Source organism: Caballeronia cordobensis (assembly GCF_001544575.2).
Lineage (GTDB): Bacteria > Pseudomonadota > Gammaproteobacteria > Burkholderiales > Burkholderiaceae > Caballeronia > Caballeronia cordobensis.
Window position 1 is genome coordinate 59,452 of the sequence record NZ_FCNY02000010.1, and the last position, 18,512, is coordinate 77,963.

An 18,512-nucleotide genomic window follows, 5' to 3' on the forward strand; every position below is an offset into this window, starting at 1 on the left:
GATACCTTTATCTAATGCGTTCAAGCGTTGACGAGCACGTCGCGCACGTAGTCCTCCCGCCAGTGCGGGCTGCCTGACTTCACGTGCTTGTCGAGGAGCGCCTGCGCGCGACCGTCCGAGCGCAGGTAGGCAAGTGCTTCCTTCGGGAACTGGGCCTGCAGCATCCGGCTCTGCTTGGCCGTCACCCACAGGTAGTCGCGGTTGGGCACTGCGTCGGAAATCATCTTGATCTGGTGCTGCGTCAGACCGAATACGTCGCTGTACAGCCCTTGGTTGTTGATTGCGTCGCTGTTCGGCAGGTAGATGATGTTCGGGATGTTCTCCTTGAGAATCTCGAAGTTCGGCACGCGAGCCACCTGGCCAAGCGACTGCGTGGCCATCAGCAGCGTTGCGTTGAGCTTTCGGATCGTCACCGCCCAGATTTCGAGGCGCGCGTAAAACTTCGGGTAGGTGAAGAAGAAGCCTGCCTCTTCGATCTCAATCACCGTATACCGCTTGCCGTCGAGGATTTGCGCGATCCGGTAGAACGCGTAGTCCATGAACAAGGCTGCGGCCACCGGAAAATTCTGAAACAGGTCGCCCATCTCGATCGACAAGTCGTCCGAGATAGCGAAGCCGTCTTCCGCGTGGTCGAAGAATTTGCCGTTCTTGTTGCCCTCGGTCCAGACCTGAAGGCGCTCGCGCAAATCGGCCGGCAGCAGCGTGATCAGCCCCGAAAGACGCCACTTCTCCGGCGGAAAGCCGAGCGCGAGCGTCCGGATGCGCTCGTAAATCTCGGTCTGCTGCTGCGGCGTGCAGGTGTAGTCCTCGCCCTCGATGGCGAGTTGCACCCAGTCTGCGACGTAGGACCAGTGCTTCTCTTCGGCGATCAGCGAAAGCGGATTGACCGAGGTCGCCGCTTCAAAACGTCCCGTAGCGTCGATGAACCGGCCACCAGCGAGCAACGTGGGAATGCGCGTCGAGCGGTCCTTGTCGAAGCGGATGCGGCGCGCCCCGTGGCGGCCCGTCTGCGTCATCAGGTAATTCAGAAACACCGACTTACCCGCGCCGATTGGACCAACGACGAGTGTGTGCGCCTTGCCGCCCGGATGGTGCAAGTCGAAATACTGCAGCGTGCGATGGCGGGTCGGCAGGCACGTGAGCGGGCCGGTTTTCGCACCGGACTGCTGCGTCAGCCATTCATTGACCTTCGAACCCTCGCCTACGCTGCACAGCGGCGCAATGTCGGAGACGGCAGGCGTCTCAACGAACTGCAGGCGCTTCTGCTGGTCCCAGCGGCCCGGCAGCGTCGCGCTCCACGAGGCGAACAGGTTCGTCTTTTCGAGGATCACACCAAAGCCCGCGTTGCCGATGACGCCGACCACCTGACGCGTCGCGTCCTCGCATTCTTCAGGCGTGCTGCCATAGACGACCACGGAGATATTGGCGAAGCCGTACTGCTGGCCCTCGGCGTCCAGCTTCGCGAGTGCGTCGCCGGCTTCTTTCGCGAGAATCTCACGACCTTCGTCGTTTTTCTGCTCTTCCTTCGTTGCCCACTGCTTCAGGATGGCGACTGGATTGAAGGCCGCGACCTTGTAGAAGCCGCGAATTTTCTTGATGTACGCGCTCGCGCGTGACGTGTCGAGGAAACGGAACATCACGCAGACGTCCAGTTCAGCATCGACCTGCGAGAGCACATCGAGCGCCGCCTCCTGAAACCCCATCCACTCCTTGATACCGATGACGCGGGCGTACACCTTGCCGTGCGCCGATTCGAACATCAGCTCGGTCGCGCCGATCGTAACTTCCGTCTCGGTCAGATGCGTGTCCAGCATCGTGACCGGATAGCGCACGCGGCGCTTGGGCGTCGACGGATTCGCTCGCTGATGCAGGAACGAAAGCACGTTCTGAAGCTGAAGCCGCTTCATCTTCAGACGTGTAACGCCGCCAACGAAGCCGTCGATCACCGATTCAAACCGCTTGATCTCGTTCTGGATCTTGGTCAGGTCGAACGCAAAGGCGCTGCGCGCGAGAATTGTGTCTTTCGCGGCTTCGAACATCGCCACAGCGAGGTTCTTGCCGCCGACCGTCATGTGGTAGGAGATCTTGTCGAAGATCCGCGAGATGCCGGTTTCAGGCGTGAAGGCCAACGCGAGCGAGTGCGAGTTTTTGAAGTACTTGCCACTGCCAATGATCGCTTGATTGATCGCGTCGACGCGCGCATCGGCTTCCGACGCAAACGTGCCGTCCATGCCACCCCGCACGCGCCGATGCGACATGCGCCACCACGCAGTTACCCGGTGGTCAAAGTTCCGGCACGCATGGTCCAGGTTGTCTCGCGCGGCTGTAATGTCGCCAGGATTCGGCGAATCTGCGTCGATGCCTTCGAACTCGAACACGGTCAGGAGCGACCCGTCCTTGTTGAGCACCAGTTCTGGTGTGACCATAGTTGCCCAGGGCGCGATTTCCTGCACCGCGCGCTTGGTGAACATCATCTTCAGCATGGTTCTTTGCCTACTAGCATGGTAGGTCCTGATCAAACCCATACGGGCGCTTGAAGCGCGCACTGAAACGGCTGCTCGGGCCCGGCTCATAGACATCCGGGTAGCGGTTGTACACCAGCATCACGATTCGCCACCACGGGTCAGTCGAGCTTTTCCAGCGCAAGAACACATGCACCACCACGCCGACAAGGAGAAATCCCGGTGTCCAGCTCGTGTAGGTGAGCAGCGCCGTCATCGTCCCGTTAAAAATGGCGAGCCCCCGGTCTGCCCCGCCCATCTGGCGCGGCAGCGAAAGGCCCCGACTAACCTTGTGTTGGCGCATATCAGCAGGCGTTGGCCATGTGGAAGTGGCTCTGCATAATCGGCACGGCGACCGACGCAATGCCGAGGCCGACGAGCACCACCGAGAACGTCTTGGCGATATTGCTTTCTGAGTTCGCCACCGCGACGCCGCCGAGCGTGATCAGCACGATGCCGATGCCGTAGAGATATGGGCCGCTGATCAGGTTGCTGATCGTGCAGATGATGTCCGTCAGGCCCGTCAGATTGGAAAAGTCGCCCGCTGCCATAGCGGCCACCGACACGACGCTCAAGAGCGCGCCGACCAGCATGGACTTGCCCGGACGCAGACGTTTTGCCACCGTTGCGGCTCTGTTAAGTACCTTCTTGCCCTTCATTTGATGCTCCCGTTAAAAAACGCGTTGTAGGTCGTAATCGTTGTTTTTGAATCCACGGATTTCGAGGATTTCGGAGACGTGCCGCATCTCGCCGGTGCGTTTGAAATGCACGACGTAGTTGAAGCAGTCAGCGATGTTTTTGCGCATGTCTTCCAGCTCCCACCGCGATCCGGTCGGGATACCGAGCATGGCAAGCGATTCAAGGCGGCTCAACGCCGTGCGCCCGTTGTTCGCGTGGATGGAGGCAAGGCCGCCATCGTGGCCAGTGTTGAGTGCCTGCAGCAGGTCGTAGGCTTCGCCGCCCCGGACTTCACCAACGATGATGCGGTCGGGGCGAAAGCGCAGGCACAGCGCCACGAGCAGCTGCGTCGTCACGTTCGTGTCGGCATTGGAAAGTAGCCGCACGCGGTTGGGCACGTGCAGCTTCAGTTCCATCGTGTCCTCGATCGAGATGACCCGCTGGTCTTGCGGGATTTGTTCGATCAGCGCGTTGAGAAACGTGGTCTTACCCGCCGACGTCCCGCCGGCGACGAGCACGTTCTTGCGCGACTGGACGAGCGCGACGAGCGCGCGCATGAGCGCTTCGTCCTCGATGCCGTCCTCGAAATGAATGGCTTCCGCGTATTCCGGTCGGGCGTTGGCTGCCGAAAACGCGCCCATGTTCACGTAGTCCGACAGCGTGAGTTTCGATTCACGGTGCTTCCGGATGCTCAGCGCGTGACCGTCGATCGACGTCGGGCTCATCACCGCTGCGATACGCAAGTTCTGATGACCCGCGTTGATGATCCCCTTGTCGCTGCCCGCCTTCGCCGACTTCTCAACGGACGAAGCGAGGGAGTGAATTGCTCCTTCGAGCTGCTCAGGGCGCAGGTCAATGTTCTCGCGTGTCATCACGCCGCGACGTTCCACCCACACATTGCGGTAATCGTTGATCATGATTTCCGCAAGGTCGGGCGAGTCCAGCAGCTCGCGCAGCGGCGAAAGCGCATGGAAGAACATGCGCACGGCTTCCGCTTCGAGGGGGCGCAACTTCAGGAGTTGGTTGTCGGCAGACTCGGACATGCGATGCTTTGTGGGCTATCTAACATGTCGGCTATTGTTGGTGTTGGCAAACGTGCGCAGGCAGCGAAAGAGGCGTCAAATTGAGCAGCTTTCCCGGCGACTGCGGAGATATCTTCGGGGCTGTTGCGGAACAGGCCCGCAGAAACTTTCGCTGAGGCGGGCGACCAACGCTATCCGGATAGCGTCCCACCGCGGACGAGCATTCGCTTAGTGCCTTGAATCTAAGGAAAAAAAGACGTGTTACAAAGTTCGCCGGATATGCACACCCCCCTTAGTCGGCTAACTTTTTAGGTTATGAAACGCCGCGTTCGAGTGGCGTTATCAACCTGCTTGCTATATTCAACTTTTCCGCCCGGAGTTCTCGGCGATGCGCGTCGGAAAACCACTCAAGCCTCTTCCCCACCCAAACTGTGACTACTGCGGCACGCCCGCGACGCTCGTGCACGCCGGTGACGACGCTTACCCTTACCGCGACGATCACGGTCCATTGTGGCTTTGCGCGGACTGCCAGGCATGGGTCGGCGTGTTTCCGCGCAGTACCCGCCACGTACCGCTCGGCCGTCTCGCCGACGCCCGCCTGCGCGACCTAAAGGCGAAGCTCCACGCGGCGCTCGAGCCGATGGTTGCGGCGAAGGTCCGGCGGGATGGCTGCAATGTTTTTGAGGCGCGCGCCAAAGCAATGAAGTGGCTAGGCGGCGAGATCGGGGCGGATGCGGAGAAGTGCTCGATCCATACGCTCGACGCGGATCAATGCGAGCGCGCGATCGCTGTTGTTGAGCAATTCCATCGCGCTCGTACCGCTAGCCCTTCAGAACCGGCGTGGGAAGCTCGTTAACACGGGCAGTCAATCAAACCTCTTCTATGTCTCGCACCCTTCCCTTCCAACGCTCCGCTCAAGCAGTTCGTGCGCGCCTCACCAAGGCGCAACTGCTCCCAATCCCGCGTGCCGTCGCCGATGACCTCGCGCTTCGTGCCCACCTCTCGTTGGAAGCCATCCGCGGCGCGTGCGACCATATCGGCCCCGCTCAGCACATCACCGAAATCGTGTTGCTCGGTAAGTTTCTCAGCGAGGCGGGCCACGGCGAGTTCGCACACGAATCGCTGCTGGCGGCCGACCGGGCAATGGCCGAGGTTTTTGAGGGCGGCCGGGAGAGCGGAACGTGGGGGGTGTCGTCGGAGTCAGCCTTTGCGCTGCTGGCTGCGATCGTCAGCATGTACGACCGGCAACTCCATAGCGCGACGCTCGGCGCGCTGACCACGGCGAGCGACCGCCTAGAACGGTTCAAGGGCGGCGAGGCATACCAGCCGCTGCAAAAACGCCGGGCCTGACCCTCCCGCGTAGTCGAAAAAAAAGCCCGGCATGCCGGGCTTTCGTTCTTCAGGGAATGCCCGGCCGATGCCGGGTTCTAACAAATCACCTCCATCGTCTCGCCAAACGGCGCCTTGCGAGCGCGCGTCAAAGGCGTGGTCGATTCCCACAGCACCGGGTAGTGCGGCGCGACCGTCGGGAAGCGCCCCACCATATCTGTCAGATAGACCAGAAAGGCCGGGTTCGTGCCGTATTCCGCGACCCGGTTGAACGGGTCGACGAACGCCGTCCCGCCACCACCACGCACAGGCTTGATCTCGGGCGAGTCGCCTCGCTCGAAGATCTGCACCTGCGTGACGCGCGTGTCGCAATCCATCACGATCAAGCGCGCGGGCTTCAACGAGTGGAAAACCGCAAGGATCTCCGCGTCGAACTGAGCCTGCGTCTCGTCGAACACCGAACCACTTGAGTCACGCACGAAGACGGCATCGCCGATCGCCGGTATATGCAACGACGGCAAATAGAAGCCGAGATGCAAATACCGCCGATTCGGCGTCGCGAAGCTGTAGTCCGACGGCGACGACTGCTGCGCGAAGCGATGCAGCACCGATCGCCAGTCCACGACGGGCCGCACCGCTTCGCCCGCCATCGCCTGCAGATCACCCGGGAGCTTGCCGCGCATCGCGGCCGCTTTCGCGGCTTGCGTGACGGCAACCTTCCACTCCGCCTCCTTCACCGGTTTGTCCGGACCTTTGTAGGGACGCACTTCGCCGAATGAGCCGGGTTTCGCTTGCTGATCGGCGGGCGCCTGCCCCGGCGCGGTGCCGTTCTGGCCACCAGGCTTCGGAGCCTGCCCGCCGTTCGGCTGCTGCTGGTCTTGCGAAACCGGCTGCGGCTGCTGCGGCTGCTGCTGGTTCTGAGGCTGCTGGTTCTGAGGCTGCTGGTTCTGCGGCTGCTGGTTCTGCTGCGGAGGCTGTTGCTGCTTTTCCTTCGCCTCCTGCGTCAGCAAACCGTAGATCTCCTCGGCCGACTTGCCCGTATAACGCGGATCGACGAGCGCCCCTTTCGGCAGAACCATGCCCGACGACAGCACGATCGGGTTGATCGCGTAGTCGCAGGCATCGTTCCATCGGTCGGGATCCCGTGCACCCTGACGCCAGCAGTGGCCATTGGCCACGTGCAGTACCTCGTGCGCGACGACGCCGCGCACTTCAAGGTCGCTGAGCGTTTCCATATACGTCGGGTTGTAGCCCAACGTCTCGCCGTCGACCCAGAACGTCTTGGCAGACGGATCCTCACGGACAGTCAACCGGAGCGCGAGCGCCCCGAAGAATGGCTGTGAGAGGACGAGCTCGGTCCGCTGCCGGGCAATGCGCGGATGGACCGCGCTACTGCCCAACACCACATCATTGCGGTCCATGACGCCCCCTTACGCGACGAGGCGCAGTTGGCTCGCGTGCGCCGATTCGACTTCCATCGGCTCCGGCTGCATGCCCATGAACGCGGCCATCAGGCCTTCGATCTCAAGCGCCTTGCTGGCCACCTGAGAACGAAGCACGCGCGAGTCCTTCAATTCCGCCCCCGTATGCACGGCCAGATGCGTCTTGGCTTGCTCGAGGATATGCGTGAGCTGCGGGTCGTTCGCGAAGTTGAGCTTCGGCAGCAACGCGCAGAGCTCCCGGACGTTATTGGCGACGTCCAGTCGCACGTTGCCCGTCGCATACAGCCGATTGGCCATCTGCGACACGGCTTCGTACAAACGCCGCACTAGGTCCTCGTTGGCGGTCGCGATCGAGGCCAAAACATGCTGGTCCAGCTCGCTCTTGAGCGTGGTCAGTACGTTCGCCGGCAACTCGACGCCAAACTGGCTTGCGTCGGGAAACGGCAGAACGGCCATCTTCACGCCGAACTTCGTGGTTAGCTCAGCGAGGGTCGGATAGTCCGCCTCGTTGAACAGTCCATTCAGTTCTTCGCGAGCCGCCTCCTTCAGGTTCAGATAGTCGGTCAGGAACACGGAGACCGCCAAGTCGAACTCGTCTTTCAACGAGCGCATCTTTTCGGCGAAATCCATGTAGACCATCGTCGGCAGCAGCCGCACGCCCAACTGGTCGTACTTCAGCGTGTGGTCGTAGAAGTACGAGCGGATGCGGCCGGCGAGCGTCACGACTTCAGCAAAGCTCGGCGCGTGCTCGGGCAACAGGCGTTTGTTGAATCTGCCGATGCCTTTCGCGTGGTGCTTGCTCTCGACTTCCTGCGTCACCTTGCCGTCGAAACGGCGGGCGACCCAGGTCGAAATCGTGACGGAGCAGAGCATGACCTTCGATTGGATGGAAGTGATGTCCATGAGAGAACCTCGTAGAAATGGAATGGATGAAGCAAAGAAAAAGGCCCTGTGCGTCCGAAGACGCGACAGGGCCAACATGGGTGATGCTGAGAAAGGGGTATTGCGTGGTTACTCGCCGCGGATGATCTTGCCGATCTCTCCGCCTTGCGCGCCAATGAAGGCATACGAGTTCTGGATCTGCGGCGTGCGCTGAACTGCATCGCGCACCAGCAGCGCCGCGAACTCACGGTGCCCCTCACCGATCAGACGCTCGGTGTAGCGCACGACGCGATCGAAGTTGTTTTCGTTCGCGCGTGCCGCAAGCGCTGCCGCGATCGCGTACAACGCCGAAGGCGTCGTCGGGATCATGGCCGTGTCGGGCGCGAGAAGAATTGCGTCCGGATTAGGCAGTTCGCGGAAAATCTGGAGGAACGCGACCAGTTCCGTCGCGGCGCCCTCTCCCACCGAACCGGCGTAGGAGATGTGCTCCAGGTGCTTGGGGACTACATCCATGGTTTTCGCCACGAACCCCCAGCTACGCGGACTCGGGGCGTTCTCGATATCGCGCGACGTCTTCTGCACGGACAGCAAGTCCGGGCGGAAGCGCAGGAACGCGATGAGCGCGGGCGGGATGTTTTCGCGCACGGCCCACTGCGTCCAGTCGTCGATGGTCGGTTCCAGCTCTACCACCGTGGCGAAACGCGAGATCACCGGATCGAGAATCCCGGAGACACCGGCGTTGTCGGTGCGGCGGTTCGTGGCCGCGAGAAAAGTGACCTGCGGCGGCAGGACGTGCTCGCCGACGCGCCGCGCGAGCAGCAGTTGCATCTTTGCGGCTTGCACGGCAGGCGAGGCCTGCCCGAGATCGTCCAGAAACCAGATCAGCGGGCGTCTGGCGGTCATCGCGCGTTCCAAATCCCCGAACGGCAGGAACTTGGCGGTCGTGCCATCGGGCGAGGGAAACGGCAACCCTTTCGAGTCGGTCGGATCCTCGACAACCGGGTGGCTGATGAGCAATTCGTGATCAGTCGCATGCGCGGTCTGTTCGACGATGTCGCTCTTGCCGATGCCGGGGCGGCCAGTGATGAGCACCGGCAGACGCTTCGGCACGTACAGCGAGAGGAGTTCGGTGAGTTGAGCGGGCGTGACTTTCATGATGGCTTCCAAAGAGAAGCCCCATAAAGACTACGCCCGTAGGGACGTGGTCCCTTAGGGCAAGATATGAAAAAGCCGGCTCGTAGCCGGCTGGGTCGATGCGTCAGTGACGCGGGTGATAGATGCAGTGTAGGGGTCGAGCGGTCAGGCAATTCGTGGAAAGGTCACTATTTCGCATCGTCTTAAGCTTTGGCGCTGGCGCAACCGACGAAAAAAAACCCGGCACGTAGCCGGGTTCGTCGAAGGTGAATTAGCTCGCGCGCTGTTCGAGCGCCACGCGCGCGTAGGCGAGCGTACCGTCGTTTGCACGAAGCGATACCTGCAACTGCCGCACAGGATCTGCGAGCGCGTAGCGCACGCTCGTCCCCTGCCGCACGCTGACGATCTGCGAGAAGCCGTCGGCGATCGTGCGATCTACCCACTCCGCACCGGTCAGCACCGCGCCGTCTTCCGCACGAACGCGCGACATCTCAGCCGCTTCGCGAGCGCGAGCGACCTCGCGGGCGACGCGCCTCGCCTCACGTTGAGAAACCGACAACGCCTCCCACTCTGCTTGCTGCGCGGCGTCCATACCTGCCAGTTGAAAAATGCCCCGGCGCCGAGCCGCGGCGCGAACGCCGATGAGCTTGATCCCGAACACCTCGCGCACCGCTTGCTTGCTCGCGCGGTTCGCATCGTCGGGCCGGTCCAGGATACTGAGGAGATAGGACATGTCGGCCGTCTGCACTGCCTTCGCAAACTCGTTGGCGAAAGTGTGGGTGTGCCTGCCGTGATCGAGAATGGCCAGTTGCGAGTCCAGCTGGAAGCGGCGGGCGCTCATGCTGCCCGACTTCCGCGCCTTCTCGAGTTCCGCTAGCCGGTTGTCACGCGCGGTGTCGGCGAGCGTGCGCCGAAGCACTTCCGCGAACTGACAGGTCGGTAGGCCAACATCGACGGGCTTCAGGTACGCCTCAGGCAAAGGATGCGCTTCGAGAATGCCCTTCGCGTACAGCAGGTCGTCGACTTCGACTGTCGTTGGCGAGTTCGGCACGAGACCCATCAGCATCGCGAGCAGCGCCGCATTGTCAGAGGTGATGGCCTGCCTCGAATGGCGCATCACCGTTGCGAGCGGCACGAGCTTCGCAAGCGGCAACGCACCACGCAACTCGGGCACCGCGAGAAGCGGCGTGGCCCATTGCAAGTCGGAATCGAACTTCGACAACGAAGCGTAGTCATCGATGACCGCTTGCGGAACGGGCTTGCCCGCCGCGAGCGCGTAGGCGACATGAACCTCGTGCCGACCATTGCTCTGCCGGTTGTCGAGGACCGGGCCCGCGTAGCGAAATCCGAACCGGCGTTGCGACTCATCTTGCAACAGCTCGAACAGGCCCAGCCCGCGACGGCCGCTCTTAGCTGCCTCTTCGTTGGCTTGCGCAATCTGATCCGAGGAGAACAAATACAGCGGCTCCCGTGCCAGATCAAAAGCCAGATAGAGCAGTTGCCAGTGCTCGCGCCGGATTTGCCACGCTTCGAGCGCGGCGAACGACGGTCTGAAGTAGGCCGCGTCGATCTCGTCGATCAGCGACAGGAAGAGGCTCGTCGCCGTCCCGGGCCGGCGAACGGTCAGTGAGCCGTTATAGCGAGTAACGGACACCGGGTGGCTGAAGAACGTGAGCGCGATCTCTGCCGCGTCGACTGCTCGGACGCTCGTATCGTCTCGCAGGAAGCGGAGCACTTCGAGCATCGTACGGAAGGAATGGGCGTAGCCCGAGAACGAAAGCTGGTACATGGTCGATTGCCTTTGAAAAATTGCGGGCAATCGCTCCCCGTCGGGTCGATGCCCGGCAAGGGTTAATGCGCCGAATGAGCGCTGGACGAAGTTGAAAAGCTATTAGGCCGCGTCGATTAGACGGGCGATAAGACGGGCGAGCGACCACGCATGGTCAGTCGAAAATACCTTCGCGCGGAGCAACGGCATGATCGCGTAGGTGCGATCGAGCGAGTCGCTAAGCTGCGGTCGGCTGACGAAGTCGACATGAATGAGCCAGCCCTCGCTGTTTCCGATGCACACGGAAACAGAGATTCGTTCGTATGACGACGGCTCGGGCCACGGTCTGCTGTGGCGCGCTCCGTACATGGCTTCGTTCGCGTCGTCCTGCAGGTTCGCGTGACAAAGCCACTCGGATTCGAGCTCCGTTCCGCGCACGAAGCGGCACAGATCTTGGAAGACCTGATCGACCGTTTTGCCGTCGATGTCGAGCCGCGCGACTGACTTGATATCGACTACGCCATCGGCGGCAACACCTGCGGGCCGCACATCCGTGTCTGCTAAAGACATAACCAACTCCTGAAAATGAAAAGCGCGCCCGAAGGCGCGCCAGAAAAGGGAAACGGTAAAAAAAAAACCGCACCTCGAAAGGTGCGGTTTCGTCTTTGGACTCAGCTTGCGCCGTGTCGAATCACTTGCCCCAATCGCGTTCGCGATCGGCTTTGCGGCCGTTGTTGGAGGTCCAGATGAAGAAAGCCGAAATGACAATCGACATCGCCAAAACGAAGATTCCTGTGGACATATTCATTCTCCTTCCATGCTCCAAATTCCTGCGTACCATAATAGCACTCCCGCGACAGCCAGAAATCCCGGCAGCACGAATGCGTCCCACCCCTGCCCAAGCGCGGCATGCCATGACGCGGCGGCGCCGCCAATCGACGCCGCCGAGAGCGTATGCAGATAGCGCCCGTTCTGCTGGCGCTGTTCTTTTGACGGCACGGCTATTGAGTGGAGGATTTTCCCGAACCCGGTGCCATGTTCTACGGGCATCGAGACGCTGTACTCCCCGCTAGCAGCAGCTACCGGCAACACATAGCCCTTGTACTGCAGACTAAACGATGGAGAACATTCCGACTGCTCCATCGTTTTCATGAGCCCCAGTACCCGGGGAGCCAAATAGACACGACCCGTGAGAGGGTCGAGGCTAGCGCGGTCCACGATGGTCGTACCGGAGCTGTACTCGCTTTTCACCTTCGCCAGCTTCATCGACGACCTCCGCACTTCAAGTCAATGCCGCCAGCCAAACGCAGGCCGTCCAGCATCGCTCGATAGCCCGCGGGCGTCTCGAGTTGCGTCAGGGCGACGTGGTTCTCGCCACCGCCCGTAAGGTCGGAGCGGCCGCGCCGGGTTCTGAAGCACAGCGCGACACCAGAACCACCTTGCCGCTCGAGCACGTCGACAAACAACGTCTCTGTGCGCAACGACACCCGTACCGCAGAACTGCCGCGACGCGTATCGGTGACGATCTCGTGCGCATGCGCCGGAAGACGCAAGTCCTGGGCGACGCGTCGCAGAACGCGCGCCGCATGACGTTGCAGAGCCGCTTTCGCGCCGGCATTGGCACTACTGCGGTCCGCATAGAACACTCGGGGAAATTTCATGATTGCCTCATTGCAGACGAGGCAGGTCCCTCGCGGGGAGCCTGCCCCGCAAGGGTTGGCGCGGTTTTCACCGCGCATTCAAAAGATGCGTACTGCGATGCCCGGTTAGAGGAATCGCGCCTTGTATGCGTCGAGTGCGGGCTTCAAGCGTCTGAAGCTCGCGTCGCCGAACCGTCGCTGATCCGCCCAACCTCGGCGAACATATGCGGCCGCGCGCCCAACGGGTTGAACGCCGGGTGAGACACAATCGCCGCGAATTCGTCAACGTCGCCTGCTTGCGCAGCGACTTCCACCGGAAGCATCCCGTAGAAGTTTTTGCCGTTCACGTCGTTGGAAGAAGCGTCCCAGCCGCTGGTCTGGCCGTGGGTGATCAGCTGATAGTGGTTCATTGATGGATCATCCAGTCGGTTCGAGGCGTGGCCGCCAGTTAGTGGGTGATCCGGTAGCCGGACCCATTTGAGACGAGAAACACCTGCTGACCAGCAGCGAACTGCTGATCGTCGACCTGTGTAACGACCACGGTCTGACCGTTGGCGCGACGAAGGAAAACTTCGACACCGCTGTGGCGAGACATAGCGGCGCTTACGCGCTGAGCCACCAATCCGGAGACGGAGCCAGAAAGCGCGCCGGCGATATAGCGGCCGCTACCGTTGCCGATGACTTGCGAGCCCAGGAAGGCACCTGCCGCTGCGCTGACGATCGATGCAATGCCCGACGAGCCAGAATTGCTCTCGATGGTGATCGGACGCACGCGCAGGATGGTTGCCTGCTCGAACTGGCCGATGCGTTGAACGTCGTAGCGCTGGTAGGTATCCGGCGAGCCGAAGTCCGCCGTGGCGCAGCCAGTCAGAACCGAAAGAAGCATCACGGAACAGAAAAACTTGATCATGGAACACCTCGATTGAATGTGAGGCAATCCATTCCCGAAGGGGCTGGTTTGCCCCAAAGGGAAGAGGAACGGGAAATACGCAGCGAAAAGCTACGTGACTCAGTGGGTGACCGAGGCGATTGCCGTCGAGACGTACACAACGACAACGAGAAACGACAGCATCTTCCAGGCTTCGGCGTCCTGCTTGGCGTACCAGGCGAGGCTGCTGAGAGCGTGTTTGAGCATGGGAAACATGGGCAACTCCTGAGAAAGGTAGGAGCCGCCCTTGATGGGAGGCTCCCATCAAGGAAAGATTTGGAACTGAAGAAACGGCGTCCAGCGAACTGCACTGGACGCGTCATTTACGAAGACCTACGAGGCGGTATGGCTCAGGTGATGCAGTCTGACACGACCGCTTTGCACCAGATGCCGTTCTGCTTGATGGTTGAGCGAATAGTCCCAGTCCACCATTGCCGTGCCGTCGCTCCACACCGAACGAATACGTCCGGTGTAAAGCTGCGGCGGGCTGGCCTCGACGTCCTGACCGACCACACGCTGATTCGCCATGAAACCGTTCTTGCTGGAGACTTTGACGACAGGTGCGAGATTGCGAGACATAGACAACTCCAAAAAGATAATGGGAGCTGTCTCCCGGAGGGATAGGCTCCCAACGGGACGAAAAAAGGCGACCAACGAGGGTCGCCAGAAGATTGCCGTCATAGACGGCTGGAGAGAAGATGGTCCTCCAGCACGCTGGAGGGGTAGGTCGATGCGCAAAAGCGCGGGGAATGCAGCACAGTCTACGGAGTCAATCGCGCAGTCGAAGTCGGAAAGCTCAATAAATCGCCATGCCTTTCGCTCAAATACGGAGCCGAACACATCGCGGTCGCGACGAATCGTCCGGAGCGGGGCCCGCAGCACGAGGCCGGGACGAAAAAAAAGCGCCTGCTCCATTTCTGAAGCGGCGCTTGAAAGTCCGTCGCAAATCCGAGGGCCGTCGACGAACCTGAGAGAGACACCATTCTAGCCAGCGATACCGTAGCGGATGCGTCAAAAGAACGCTAAAAACGTCGCTATTTGGAATAAACACCGTCCCAACGACGGGAAGCGAATTAAATGCGGGGCGCTCCGACCGAAGCGCAAGGTGCAAGGAGACGCTGGTGGCTGCGTAGTTCGAGGGCGAAAGAAAAGGCCATCCAGGGACGCGCCCTAGATGGCCTCAGTTTGTCGTTTTTGTATGGTCTGGTCTCTCAGCACCCTTAGTAGCGGGTATTGGCAATATAGACTGACAAATCTAAACAAACTGTTGGATACGTCACTTTCAGAAGCTGGCAGGTTGCTCAGTAAAGGCTTGCTCAATCGCAAAGCCAGTACAAGACGCCAGCCACCACGGGCACTGCAAGGCAGATCCAGTCGAAGGCTCTCAGTTTTCTCGGCCGCGTCTGCGCTCGGACTCTTGTTTCTTTCCTTCCATCTATTGTGTGCGTCCGTGTCAAGCGGACGCTGATTATATGGCGAAAAGAGTATGCACCATACCTCTTCTGGCTCGAGCAACTTTTGGCGTCGAGTATGCGCCGCGCAGTTTGGATGGGTCACAGTCCGGGACGAAATTGACCCGCGAGACGAAGCTTGACCTTGTGTGCGGCGCGCGTTTCCAGACCAGCCAATTAAGCCTACTGGCTGGCGCAGCTGTCCCCGGTTTTTCTCCGTGCGTTCGGGAAGGGAAGGTAACTGGGCGACCCTCGCGCTCGCTCTCAAAAAAAAACGCCACACTCCGGAAACCCGGAGTGTGGCGTCTGTTGCAAGAGACTAGGCAAGACACAGCGATAGCTGAAAGTCCGCCGCAAAAAATGCAGGATCCGGCTCAGCGCCTGCGCGCGTGACTGGCACCTCCCACTGGAGTTGCGCATCGCTGAAGGAATCCAAACCGTACAACAGCCGGTCGGTGTCTTCGCGATTGAGCAAGTCGCCGAACGCAAAGCTGAATACAGCCGGCGCGCATGCGTCCTCAGCCACGAGGCCGAGCGTTCGTGCAAGCTCGTCAGCGCGGCGGACCTTCCACTCCTCGGTGCCTTCGGGCGAACGCGTCACGGTGATGCGCGTCGCCGAAGGGACCTGCGGGGCGTTGCTCACCGCGTCACGGAATGCTGGAATCGCCTTCTTGGCGAAGCCCGGCGCTTCCATCTCCACCGGATAGGCAACCTCCGTGACGAACGAACCGACTGCGCTGTACTGCCAGCCAGCGTGACGCCACGGAGCTGCACCCATTGCGACCAGCACATTGTGTTGGTCGATGGAATGACACCGCACCTCGGGCATCCGCTCCATGGCCGTCTTCGTTGCCGATGGTACTGGCACCTCGATCTGGGCTGTCCCGCAGTCGTACTCCTTGAGCACTCGCCACACGCTGAGCGGCCCGCTGTTCCCGTAGATCGAGAGCAGCAGGTCGATGTCCGTGTGCAGGGAAACGCTCAAGCTGCCACCGACCAACTCATCGATACGTGATTCAAAGCCCGCCCGGATCAACGACAGCCGAACATCGTCCAACTGCGACTCCGGTACAGCCGAGTAGCACGACGAGCCGACCGACAGATCGATTGCCCGATCCCGAAGCAGCGCGGGCTTGGCGAGTTCACGTCTCCAGCTTTCGATGTAGTTTTCGGGCCGGATTGATCCATTGCGGCTTCGGAGCATCCCGCCTTCGCAACTGGTCGCACGCGAAAAGATGCGGCGCATCACCTGCGCGTAATTGCCCAGTGCCACAGGCGACCACTGGTCAGTGTGCGGATAGACGTTTGACTCATAGCCGCGCTCGAACAACGCGTAGATCCACTCGCCGTCCGCTTTCTGCAGTGCGCCTGCGCGCTTGCCCGTCAAAATTGAAGAACCCATGTCTTGCTCCATTGATGCGCGGAGCAGCCCCAACGGGCTGCGTACCCGCTGAGGTATGAAAAGAAAGGGCCGACCCCGTTTGTTGGGGCCGGCGGTGACTGAACAACGATTTCTCAAGCAGCGAGCTTCACCTTTCGGCTTTTGCTTGCCTTTTTTACAGGCGGGCTTGGGACTTCATATCCAAGGCGCGCCCAAGCGGCCGGGTCCAACGGAATCGGATTTGTGCGCCCCGTTGCGAGGTTCACAAACACGCCCGAGAACGGCACGGCGCCGGTCCGAAACATGGTCCACAGCAGATTGAAAGCCTGAACCGCGATGGCCTGATTGATCACTAGCGACTGCTTGCGCAGCGCTTCGGCCATCGAACAGGACGGGGTCTCGTCTTTCGCATCGAGCTTCGCGTCGATCAGTTCCGGAAACAACTCGCCCACATGCGGCAACCGTTCAGGATGCTTCAGCGCGTAGCTCTTGCCACAGACCTGACCTATGACGACTTGGCCGCGATCCGTGTCGTTGCCGCAGTCGAGGTAATACGCCCCGGTGTGCTGGGCGGCGCCGACTATTGCGGCGCGAGCGGCACGCGTATCGACACAGCCGATCACGAGATCGACGTTGTAGAGCGGCTCGCCCGGACCGAATAGCCGGGTTTCGGCCCGCCAGTTCGTACCCATCAGTGCGTTTAGCCGATTGACGATAAGCGAGGCTTTGTACTCGCCCACGTCGTTCGGATAGAAGCCCTGCCGGCCGACGTTGGTCGGGCTGACGGTGTCGTCATCGAACACGGTGCAGTCGATGCCGCCCGGGTGGCCGAGTTCGAGCATCGCGTGATGAAGGCGCGCGAGGCTCGGGAGCACCGCACTTCCGGTGCCGCCCGCGCCTACCACGACCACGTTCCAGCTTCGCTCAAGCATCCGCGAAGGAAGTTGATGTCGGATGGTCCCGTTCATGCAACCTCCTTCAACTTGGCCGCCGCGTACCAGCTGCTCGGCACGCGCTCGACGTCTTCGAAGATGCCCTTTGCGCACAGCCGCATCGCCATGCTGGGAACTGATGACGCGCAGTTTCCAACGACGAAGGCGAACTTCGTCTCATGCCGGTCATCCTCGTCGTCGGTCGACGAGAAAAAGGCCGGATGACCACCATGCGAATGGCAGTCGATCACGCGCAGTTCGCCCTCCAGCAGTGCCGGCCGCTCATACTTCAGCGAACCGGTGCCCTGCGACAGCACCTTCACAGGTGCCAGCCGGAACTGTTTCGTCTCCACGTTCCAGACGATCCAGGCACCGGTCTCTAGCGGATGCGCGGCGCGTGCCATTGCGACGAACTCGCCCATGAGTTCCGGCGGCACCGGGCCACAGCGCAAAACAGTCGATTCGACCACTCTCCCATAGGGGATCGCAGTCGGAACCGTGTAGTGTGCGACGCGGCGGACGACTGACAGCCACGGCAGATCGATTTCGATGAAGACACCGTTCTCGCCGATCAGCAGCCGCTCGCCCGCCGCCTGCATGGGCGTCACCGGCTCACGCCGGGGTACCATGACAGTAGGGAACGAGCGTTGGAGCGCCGCATCTCCCGCATTCAAAGAACCAGCATTCATTTCAAATTCCCTTTTTTGCTGGCGATTAGGTCAGCGAGAGTAATGTCCATGGAGACGAGCGCTTCTTTCGGGAACTGCTCGCCGTACTTGCCGTCGAGCATCTCCTTCCAGAACGCAAACTCCCCGTATGGATGCGAAACACGTTTGTTGCCGTGGTTCGGGTGCGTGAAGGCCGATTCGAAAAATCCGCTTTCCCATCGGGCGATCGATTCGACGTCGATGCGCTTGGGCACGTGCGCCGAGCCAATGCAGATCCGCCCCCAGTCCCAGGTGTTAAAGTAAGGCGGTTCGTGCAGCTTCGATTCAGGCGTTGGCCGGCTGTCTTCCTGCAGCGCGAACACGGAAAACCCGCTCGAAGCTGCACGGAACACCAACCCCGGATGGGGGACGACAGCACTACGTCGCCCGATCTCCTGACAATCGAAGAAGACTCTTCGCATCGCCGGTCTGCACCACCACATCACCGCGTCTTGCGACACCGCCAGCACCGTCTCAGGCAAAAACTCGGCCTTCGGCGCTGCGTTCTTAGCCAGCTCACGCAGGCAATCAACAAGCGCCATGCGGTCGATCGGCCGTCCGGCACCGATCGTCGCCCGGCCGCTTTTGCCCTGCGTCACCGGATGAACCGTGCCGTAGACGGCGCTGCGGTCCTGACGGCCGTACAACAAGATGGCACTGATGGCCGCGAGTTCCTCGACGCGGTCCGAGCCGATATCAAGCCCTTTCATACGAAAC

21 protein-coding genes are annotated in these 18,512 nt (G+C 61.0%); 2 read left to right on the forward strand and 19 right to left on the reverse strand.

All coding sequences use genetic code 11. The features are described from left to right. Positions 1 to 20 precede the first annotated feature (20 nt). The 4 genes from AWB70_RS20255 to AWB70_RS20270 are packed head-to-tail and all read right to left on the reverse strand — an operon-like array spanning position 21 to position 4,222. On the reverse strand, positions 21 to 2,483 hold the full coding sequence (locus AWB70_RS20255) for a VirB4 family type IV secretion system protein (RefSeq protein WP_053572910.1): 2,463 nt from the start codon (positions 2,481 to 2,483) through the stop codon (positions 21 to 23). Positions 2,484 to 2,496: 13 nt separating this feature from the next. Further along, entirely contained in the window at positions 2,497 to 2,760 is a 264-nt protein-coding gene (locus AWB70_RS20260) for a conjugal transfer protein (RefSeq protein WP_053572942.1), read from the reverse strand. 46 nt (positions 2,761 to 2,806) lie between these two features. Continuing rightward, a complete protein-coding gene (locus AWB70_RS20265) occupies positions 2,807 to 3,160 on the reverse strand; it encodes a hypothetical protein (protein ID WP_035967777.1) in 354 nt (117 codons plus the stop codon). 12 nt (positions 3,161 to 3,172) lie between these two features. Beyond that, positions 3,173 to 4,222: a TadA family conjugal transfer-associated ATPase gene (locus tag AWB70_RS20270; protein WP_053572909.1), complete on the reverse strand. Its 1,050-nt coding sequence runs from the start codon at positions 4,220 to 4,222 to the stop codon at positions 3,173 to 3,175. Positions 4,223 to 4,589: 367 nt separating this feature from the next. On the opposite strand from AWB70_RS20270, the gene AWB70_RS20275 reads away from it, so the two are divergent. After that, on the forward strand, positions 4,590 to 5,057 hold the full coding sequence (locus AWB70_RS20275; RefSeq protein ID WP_053572908.1) for a zinc-finger-containing protein: 468 nt from the start codon (positions 4,590 to 4,592) through the stop codon (positions 5,055 to 5,057). 26 nt (positions 5,058 to 5,083) lie between these two features. Beyond that, entirely contained in the window at positions 5,084 to 5,551 is a 468-nt protein-coding gene (locus AWB70_RS20280; protein WP_053572907.1) for a hypothetical protein, read from the forward strand. Between the two features lie 77 nt (positions 5,552 to 5,628). On the opposite strand, the gene AWB70_RS20285 is transcribed toward AWB70_RS20280, so the two are convergent. The 15 genes from AWB70_RS20285 to AWB70_RS20350 form a co-directional block, all read right to left on the reverse strand. Then, positions 5,629 to 6,951: a vWA domain-containing protein gene (locus AWB70_RS20285; protein ID WP_053572906.1), complete on the reverse strand. Its 1,323-nt coding sequence runs from the start codon at positions 6,949 to 6,951 to the stop codon at positions 5,629 to 5,631. 9 nt (positions 6,952 to 6,960) lie between these two features. Beyond that, positions 6,961 to 7,875, reverse strand: a complete 915-nt coding sequence (locus AWB70_RS20290; RefSeq protein WP_060854148.1) for a hypothetical protein — start codon at positions 7,873 to 7,875, stop codon at positions 6,961 to 6,963. Positions 7,876 to 7,983: 108 nt separating this feature from the next. Beyond that, positions 7,984 to 9,009: an ATP-binding protein gene (locus tag AWB70_RS20295; protein ID WP_008343193.1), complete on the reverse strand. Its 1,026-nt coding sequence runs from the start codon at positions 9,007 to 9,009 to the stop codon at positions 7,984 to 7,986. A gap of 250 nt (positions 9,010 to 9,259) precedes the next feature. Next, the gene (locus AWB70_RS20300; protein WP_053572905.1) at positions 9,260 to 10,777 is read right to left on the reverse strand and encodes a hypothetical protein; all 1,518 of its coding nucleotides are present in this window, start codon (positions 10,775 to 10,777) and stop codon (positions 9,260 to 9,262) included. A 102-nt stretch (positions 10,778 to 10,879) separates the two neighbouring features. Beyond that, positions 10,880 to 11,524, reverse strand: coding sequence for a hypothetical protein (locus AWB70_RS20305; protein ID WP_143281670.1), 645 nt, complete (start codon positions 11,522 to 11,524; stop codon positions 10,880 to 10,882). A 36-nt stretch (positions 11,525 to 11,560) separates the two neighbouring features. Next, positions 11,561 to 12,022 carry a hypothetical protein gene (locus AWB70_RS20310; RefSeq protein ID WP_053572903.1) on the reverse strand — a complete coding sequence of 154 codons (462 nt, stop codon included), beginning with the start codon at positions 12,020 to 12,022 and terminating at the stop codon, positions 11,561 to 11,563. After that, a complete protein-coding gene (locus AWB70_RS20315) occupies positions 12,019 to 12,417 on the reverse strand; it encodes a hypothetical protein (protein WP_053572902.1) in 399 nt (132 codons plus the stop codon). Before AWB70_RS20315 ends, AWB70_RS20310 begins: the two co-directional genes overlap by 4 nt. A 143-nt stretch (positions 12,418 to 12,560) precedes the next feature. Next, entirely contained in the window at positions 12,561 to 12,806 is a 246-nt protein-coding gene (locus AWB70_RS20320) for a hypothetical protein (protein WP_235024297.1), read from the reverse strand. A gap of 38 nt (positions 12,807 to 12,844) precedes the next feature. After that, on the reverse strand, positions 12,845 to 13,306 hold the full coding sequence (locus AWB70_RS20325) for an outer membrane lipoprotein (RefSeq protein WP_053572901.1): 462 nt from the start codon (positions 13,304 to 13,306) through the stop codon (positions 12,845 to 12,847). 99 nt (positions 13,307 to 13,405) lie between these two features. Next, positions 13,406 to 13,540, reverse strand: coding sequence for a hypothetical protein (locus AWB70_RS39550; RefSeq protein ID WP_268811020.1), 135 nt, complete (start codon positions 13,538 to 13,540; stop codon positions 13,406 to 13,408). A 117-nt stretch (positions 13,541 to 13,657) separates the two neighbouring features. Further along, complete coding sequence (locus AWB70_RS38355) at positions 13,658 to 13,903, reverse strand: hypothetical protein (RefSeq protein ID WP_097191177.1); 246 nt, start codon at positions 13,901 to 13,903, stop codon at positions 13,658 to 13,660. A gap of 1,191 nt (positions 13,904 to 15,094) precedes the next feature. Then, on the reverse strand, positions 15,095 to 16,177 hold the full coding sequence (locus AWB70_RS20335; protein WP_053572898.1) for a hypothetical protein: 1,083 nt from the start codon (positions 16,175 to 16,177) through the stop codon (positions 15,095 to 15,097). Positions 16,178 to 16,290: 113 nt separating this feature from the next. Further along, complete coding sequence (locus AWB70_RS20340) at positions 16,291 to 17,124, reverse strand: PRTRC system ThiF family protein (protein WP_060854150.1); 834 nt, start codon at positions 17,122 to 17,124, stop codon at positions 16,291 to 16,293. Beyond that, positions 17,121 to 17,777 carry a PRTRC system protein A gene (locus AWB70_RS20345; RefSeq protein WP_087086304.1) on the reverse strand — a complete coding sequence of 219 codons (657 nt, stop codon included), beginning with the start codon at positions 17,775 to 17,777 and terminating at the stop codon, positions 17,121 to 17,123. The genes AWB70_RS20340 and AWB70_RS20345 overlap by 4 nt, the downstream gene beginning before the upstream one ends. Further along, entirely contained in the window at positions 17,774 to 18,505 is a 732-nt protein-coding gene (locus AWB70_RS20350; RefSeq protein WP_060854151.1) for a PRTRC system protein B, read from the reverse strand. Before AWB70_RS20350 ends, AWB70_RS20345 begins: the two co-directional genes overlap by 4 nt. Positions 18,506 to 18,512: the final 7 nt, after the last annotated feature.

Excerpts from the sequence above, each read along its gene's own strand:
- AWB70_RS20255 (WP_053572910.1), bottom strand. The coding sequence starts at position 2,483 with ATGCTGAAGATGATGTTCACCAAGCGCGCGGTGCAGGAAATCGCGCCC.
- AWB70_RS20260 (WP_053572942.1), bottom strand. The coding sequence starts at position 2,760 with ATGGGCGGGGCAGACCGGGGGCTCGCCATTTTTAACGGGACGATGACG.
- AWB70_RS20265 (WP_035967777.1), bottom strand. The coding sequence starts at position 3,160 with ATGAAGGGCAAGAAGGTACTTAACAGAGCCGCAACGGTGGCAAAACGT.
- AWB70_RS20270 (WP_053572909.1), bottom strand. The coding sequence starts at position 4,222 with ATGTCCGAGTCTGCCGACAACCAACTCCTGAAGTTGCGCCCCCTCGAA.
- AWB70_RS20275 (WP_053572908.1), top strand. The coding sequence starts at position 4,590 with ATGCGCGTCGGAAAACCACTCAAGCCTCTTCCCCACCCAAACTGTGAC.
- AWB70_RS20280 (WP_053572907.1), top strand. The coding sequence starts at position 5,084 with ATGTCTCGCACCCTTCCCTTCCAACGCTCCGCTCAAGCAGTTCGTGCG.
- AWB70_RS20285 (WP_053572906.1), bottom strand. The coding sequence starts at position 6,951 with ATGGACCGCAATGATGTGGTGTTGGGCAGTAGCGCGGTCCATCCGCGC.
- AWB70_RS20290 (WP_060854148.1), bottom strand. The coding sequence starts at position 7,875 with ATGGACATCACTTCCATCCAATCGAAGGTCATGCTCTGCTCCGTCACG.
- AWB70_RS20295 (WP_008343193.1), bottom strand. The coding sequence starts at position 9,009 with ATGAAAGTCACGCCCGCTCAACTCACCGAACTCCTCTCGCTGTACGTG.
- AWB70_RS20300 (WP_053572905.1), bottom strand. The coding sequence starts at position 10,777 with ATGTACCAGCTTTCGTTCTCGGGCTACGCCCATTCCTTCCGTACGATG.
- AWB70_RS20310 (WP_053572903.1), bottom strand. The coding sequence starts at position 12,022 with ATGAAGCTGGCGAAGGTGAAAAGCGAGTACAGCTCCGGTACGACCATC.
- AWB70_RS20315 (WP_053572902.1), bottom strand. The coding sequence starts at position 12,417 with ATGAAATTTCCCCGAGTGTTCTATGCGGACCGCAGTAGTGCCAATGCC.
- AWB70_RS20320 (WP_235024297.1), bottom strand. The coding sequence starts at position 12,806 with ATGAACCACTATCAGCTGATCACCCACGGCCAGACCAGCGGCTGGGAC.
- AWB70_RS20325 (WP_053572901.1), bottom strand. The coding sequence starts at position 13,306 with ATGATCAAGTTTTTCTGTTCCGTGATGCTTCTTTCGGTTCTGACTGGC.
- AWB70_RS39550 (WP_268811020.1), bottom strand. The coding sequence starts at position 13,540 with ATGTTTCCCATGCTCAAACACGCTCTCAGCAGCCTCGCCTGGTACGCC.
- AWB70_RS38355 (WP_097191177.1), bottom strand. The coding sequence starts at position 13,903 with ATGTCTCGCAATCTCGCACCTGTCGTCAAAGTCTCCAGCAAGAACGGT.
- AWB70_RS20335 (WP_053572898.1), bottom strand. The coding sequence starts at position 16,177 with ATGGGTTCTTCAATTTTGACGGGCAAGCGCGCAGGCGCACTGCAGAAA.
- AWB70_RS20340 (WP_060854150.1), bottom strand. The coding sequence starts at position 17,124 with ATGAACGGGACCATCCGACATCAACTTCCTTCGCGGATGCTTGAGCGA.
- AWB70_RS20345 (WP_087086304.1), bottom strand. The coding sequence starts at position 17,777 with ATGAATGCTGGTTCTTTGAATGCGGGAGATGCGGCGCTCCAACGCTCG.
- AWB70_RS20350 (WP_060854151.1), bottom strand. The coding sequence starts at position 18,505 with ATGAAAGGGCTTGATATCGGCTCGGACCGCGTCGAGGAACTCGCGGCC.